The sequence below is a fragment of the Cyanobacteriota bacterium genome (assembly GCA_025054735.1).
GTDB lineage: Bacteria > Cyanobacteriota > Cyanobacteriia > SKYG9 > SKYG9 > SKYG9.
In genome coordinates this window covers 1-4,949 of record JANWZG010000019.1, presented here as the reverse complement: position 1 = coordinate 4,949, position 4,949 = coordinate 1, and the positions used below count along the sequence as shown (strand labels likewise).

At 51.3% G+C, this 4,949-nt stretch carries 6 protein-coding genes; 3 read left to right on the top strand and 3 right to left on the bottom strand.

What is annotated here, in order from left to right; genetic code table 11:
* Positions 1-877: hypothetical protein (locus NZ772_01980; GenBank protein MCS6812334.1), on the top strand; the 877-nt coding region annotated here is incomplete at its 5' end.
* A 44-nt stretch (positions 878-921) separates the two neighbouring features.
* Here the strand turns inward: NZ772_01980 and NZ772_01975 are convergent.
* The gene (locus NZ772_01975; GenBank protein ID MCS6812333.1) at positions 922-1,860 is read right to left on the bottom strand and encodes a phosphodiester glycosidase family protein; all 939 of its coding nucleotides are present in this window, start codon (positions 1,858-1,860) and stop codon (positions 922-924) included.
* 48 nt (positions 1,861-1,908) lie between these two features.
* Positions 1,909-2,370: a gas vesicle protein K gene (locus NZ772_01970; protein MCS6812332.1), complete on the bottom strand. Its 462-nt coding sequence runs from the start codon at positions 2,368-2,370 to the stop codon at positions 1,909-1,911.
* A gap of 226 nt (positions 2,371-2,596) precedes the next feature.
* Between NZ772_01970 and NZ772_01965 the strand changes: the two genes are divergently transcribed.
* Positions 2,597-3,010, top strand: coding sequence for a hypothetical protein (locus tag NZ772_01965; protein MCS6812331.1), 414 nt, complete (start codon positions 2,597-2,599; stop codon positions 3,008-3,010).
* A gap of 113 nt (positions 3,011-3,123) precedes the next feature.
* On the opposite strand, the gene NZ772_01960 is transcribed toward NZ772_01965, so the two are convergent.
* Positions 3,124-3,582 carry an ABA4-like family protein gene (locus NZ772_01960; protein ID MCS6812330.1) on the bottom strand — a complete coding sequence of 153 codons (459 nt, stop codon included), beginning with the start codon at positions 3,580-3,582 and terminating at the stop codon, positions 3,124-3,126.
* 114 nt (positions 3,583-3,696) lie between these two features.
* Here NZ772_01960 and NZ772_01955 point away from each other — a divergent pair.
* Positions 3,697-4,949, top strand: a 1,253-nt coding sequence (locus NZ772_01955) for a protein kinase (protein MCS6812329.1), incomplete at its 3' end; no start/stop codon positions are given.

The window sequence follows — 4,949 nt, the reverse complement described above, 5'->3', positions numbered from 1 at the left end:
CATCCCTGCAAACACCACCTATGTGACTAGCAGTCTACAGATTGACAGCAATCCCCGCACGGATGCGGCTGGTGATGACACAGCTAACTTCACGGGTACTGCTGCTGTCTTCCGGCTGGGGACGGGAGCCAACGCGACTAGTGGGGGAACCTTGGCTGGAGGTGCCAGTTCGACAGCGGTGTTCCGGGTGCTGTTGGGAGCTGGGGCTGCCCCACAAGTGACCAATACAGCGACAGTGAACGGCTCTAACTTTACCCCGCAGAATGCGCCGAGGGTAACGCCTGTAGGTGCTAGCAGTGGCAGTCCTAATGTGCTGTTGGTCAAGCGAATTACTCGCATCAACACCACGGACATTACGGGCTTTGTAGATGCACCAGGGCCAGAGGACAATAATCCGAATTGGCCCGCTCCAGCAGCGACGTATCTACGAGGTGCGATCGACAGTGGCATCGTGCGTCCTGGGGATGAGTTGGAATATACGATTTATTTCCTCTCAGCTGGGCCTGCTGCTGCTACTAATCTGAGAATTTGTGATGTTGTTCCGGCGAATAGCGATTTTCTGCCTACGGCCTTCAATGGCTTGCCAGGGGATGGTGGCTTGCCTGCTGATCAGGGAATTGCCCTAGCACTGAGCACGACTGCGTTGCCAACGGCACCCACCAATGGCCTAACCAATGTAAATGATGCTCCCGATCGGGGACTCTTTGTTCCACCGAGTGCGCCTATTCCACCGCGGTGTAATACGGCAGCACCCAATGTCAGTGGGGTAGTAGTGGTTGATGTGGTACAAGCTCCTACAACCTTGCCTGGAGCGACGGCACCGGGCACCCCAACTAACTCCTACGGCTTTATTCGCTTCCGTACCCGTGTGAGGTGATACGGAGTGAGTATGAAGAGCTATTACCCGTTTAGTGGCTAACGCTAGTAAGGGTTGGGTTTTATTAGCAATACTGATTGCACCCATCGTCCTGTAGGTTGTCCGGTTTCATCGACGCGCCCATAGATGGTATTGCCCTGGTAGTAAAGGGATGAAGAACTGCCGCCATCCAAGTTCAGTGCTTCTACTGCTCCTAGAGACCGGAGATACTGGGCTAGTTCTGGCAGAGTCATCCCGGAGTTGTCAGGCTGGGATGGTAATTGGGCCACCATCACCCACAGCATTGACTCATCTGGCGTTAGACCGATAGCTGTTCTGGCATTACGACGGTTCATGCCTAACGGATCTCGGACAACTTCACCCTGCACTGTAGCCCAAAACCCCTCTGCTTCTGCGGCGATCGCTGGCAACAGACGAGGCCCAGCCCCTAGGGCATCCTGGAGTTGGCAAGTGGCAGGGATAGCATCTTGATGGCGGGCAATAGCATATCGAATTTGGCTGCCACACCGATAGCGCCGTAGTTCACTGCGGTTCAAGATTTTTGCTTGGTAAGGCACTACGTCAGGATTATGCATGAGCCGATCGTTCTGGCGAGGATCCGCTACTAGTAGACCATTGATCGTGACATAGGAGGCTGTCTTACCAGTTTCTGGGTCAAAAAAACCACCATTGATCACAGCGATCGCTCCCCGCTGCTGGGCAAATTGGTCTAGTGATGTGACTGATGCAGCGACAGCGGGCACAACTGCCTGGGTTTGCCAATAAGCCTTGGGAATGGTCAATACATGGACAGTGCTATTACTCAAACGGTCAACCCGATACCGCATCTCTGCTGGAGGCAATAGTGGACGAGGTGATTGAGCAGACAATGGAGGAGATGGTGAACTAGATTGTTGACGGAGTGCCTGTAGACCAATACCAACACCAGTGCCCATCAGGACGATCGTCACCATCGTTACCTTCCACACCCATGGTTTGTCCATACACAGCCTATGCTCTACATCTGCAACGTCTCTGCGTCACCTTAAGCTCTAAATCGGTTTAGATGTCAACACCAACTGTAACTTGGCATGGATCAAGCTCAATTGCGCCAACCCCAAATCCACACTGCCCTCCACAACCACACCAGTATTAAGCAGGCGATCCAGCAGTTCCAAAATGGTAGGGTTTGCTGATGGTTCACCTGGATAGTAACCGCTCGTTTTCGGCAACAATGTTCCCACTTCACCCAAGTCGATATTCAAATCAGCCGGATCAATCTCAAAAACTCGGCATAGCTCTACTACCTGCTCTTCCAACTTCCGCAAACTCTCTGCGGCCCGATCTAACTCTGCCTCGCTCAGCAACCCTTCATCCATCCGGCGAATCACCTGAGCCTCCATCAGTTGACGCACTAATTCCACCACAGTGAGCAGTAGTGGCGCTAAACCAGCATTTTTGTTCTTGTTGGTTGCTGGTGCTGCCAGGATGATAGGGTCAGGATCGTTGGTCATGGGTCAGTGATCAGTGGTAATTCGTGATTGGTTGTGCAAGTATGTAACGGATGTTCGTAGTTCTTCAGCGATCGTGACTAAACATCAGGGGAAAGCTCCGGGAATTGAGCACCGCGCTATGGTAGTGATGACTAGGTGGTGATGGTTCAGGTAGTGATGCCTGATGCAGTAACACCGCCTCCATACAACTATCGTTTCATATCGTTTCCAATTCCATTAGGCAACTATGGCATACTCACCGATTACACCCCCGCTTAGATCGAATCCCCGATCGCGCACTGTAGGCTTGGTAACAGCCATAACGCTCAGCATGTTGCTCAGTATTGGCACCATTGGGTTAGTAGGCTGCAACCAATTGGCTAAGATTGGTGTAGGCACCACACCGATTGAAAAAATCGTTAGTAACCCAAGCAAATACACTGAAGTCACCGTTAGAGGCAAAGTTGTGAATCGAATCGGCATCCTTGGTCGAGGAGCTTACGAAGTGAAGGATAACTCTGGCTCTGTGTGGGTAATCAGTGGCGCTGGAGATTTGCCTGCCGTTGACGCAACCGTCACGGTCAAGGGCACCGTTTCCCAGGGGGTCAGCATTGGAGACAAAAATTTAGCCATCACGATTACCGAAAAGCAGCGACTTTAATCCCCCAGAGTATTAGCCTCTTGAAATTCCCCAGAGTATTAACCTCTTGGGGTTAGTCTGAAGTAGACGCTAACTGCCAAGGCATCACTCTACATTCCAGCCCTGATGGTGTATTAGGTGCTAGTCTCAGATGCCTCAGATGGGGTGCGGTTGAGCCAAAATCGATCAACGATCGTACTCGTTAGCAAGTGAGATAGTAGTCCCAGCGGCCCTGCAAATAGACATAACACCAGCGAGTGCAGTGTCCAAACTCCTGTGCGTTGCCCTTCCTGATAAATCCAGCGTCCCACAAATAAATCCATCACCAAATAGTGTACCCATCCCGCCGCAGCTACCTGTTGATTGCTAAACAAGCGGGCAACATCGGCGAGTTGAAGGCTAGCAAAGTCAGCGGCAGAGCTGGCATCAAAGGCAGAAATGAACAGATAGAGATATAAACCTGCCAACGCCATAAACGGCAGTGGAGATGCCATAATCCGGCGAGTTACTTCCCAATTGGGCAGCAGCACCATTAACACCCAGAATGGCAAGACAAATATGTTGGCTCCGTTAAACAATAGGTCAAGAGTCATGAGATGAGGACTAGAATGAACACAACTTTGGTAACCGTTATCGGTTACTGCGAATTACCCTATCACATTAACCTCTCTATAAGAGGGCCTCAGTAGGTTAACCTAACCAGCATCATGCTATCGTTGCGTGGCTATCAGATTATTAGCGAGCTTCACCGCAGTTCCCGAACTGTCATTTATCGTGGGCAACAGCGCCAGCCCCTGCGTCCTGTAGTCCTCAAAACCCTTGCCGATGCTCCTTCGCCAGAGAGCATCGCCCGCCTTCACCATGAGTATGCTATCCTCAAGTCCCTAGACATTGAGGGGGTCATCAAAGCCTACGGGCTAGAGACGCAACATCGGATTCCTGTCTTGATTTTGGAGGATATTGATGGTGTTTCGCTGAAGCAGTACCTACTGGAGCAACCGCTGACTCTGAAGCAATTCTTAGACATTGCTGTTCAACTGGCTGAAGTTTTAGGCAAGCTCCACCAACACCACATTATTCATCGAGATATTAAGCCTAGCAACATTATTTTTAATCCTGCCAAACAGCGGATTAAGTTAGCAGACTTTGCCACGGCTATCTGTCAAGGCAGTGATGAAACCTGTAGCAGCCCATCCCTAATGGATCCGATGGAGGGCACATTGGCCTATATGTCTCCAGAACAAACTGGACGCATGAACCGGGCTGTAGACTATCGCACTGACTTTTATTCGTTGGGAGTCACACTCTACGAAATGTTGTGTCGGCGGTTGCCGTTTGATGCAACTGACCCCATGGAGTTAGTGCACTGTCAGCTCGCCCGACAGCCCGTGCCGCCCCACCAGATTAACCCTGAGGTTCCTGAGTCGATCGCCAATGTCGTGATGAAGTTGTTGGCCAAGATGGCTGACGATCGCTACCAGAGTGCTTGGGGCATTGAGGCAGATTTGGTTTTGTGCTTGATGCAGTATGAGGCTACAGGAACCATTGAACCCTTTACACCGGGGGAAAATGATGTGTCCGATCGCTTCCAAATTCCCCAAAAGCTCTATGGCAGACAGCACCAATTGCAAGAGCTACTCACACTGGCACAGTCAGTACTAACCCCTACTCATCCAGCAACCCTTGATGAGGCCGTTGCCAAACCCACCCTAGTATTGGTTTCTGGCTACACCGGTTGTGGCAAATCATCCTTGGTCAGGGAACTGCATGTGCCAGCGTTACACCACCAAGCCTATTTTTGTTGTGGAGAGTTTACTGCTGATCACCAAACAGTCCCCTACAGCGGTGTGATTATGGCCTTGCGATCGCTCCTCAATCAGGTGCTGGGGGACAGCGATCGCCGCCTATACCACTGGCGCACTCAGCTATTAACCGCACTACAGCAGGCAAGCAGCGATCT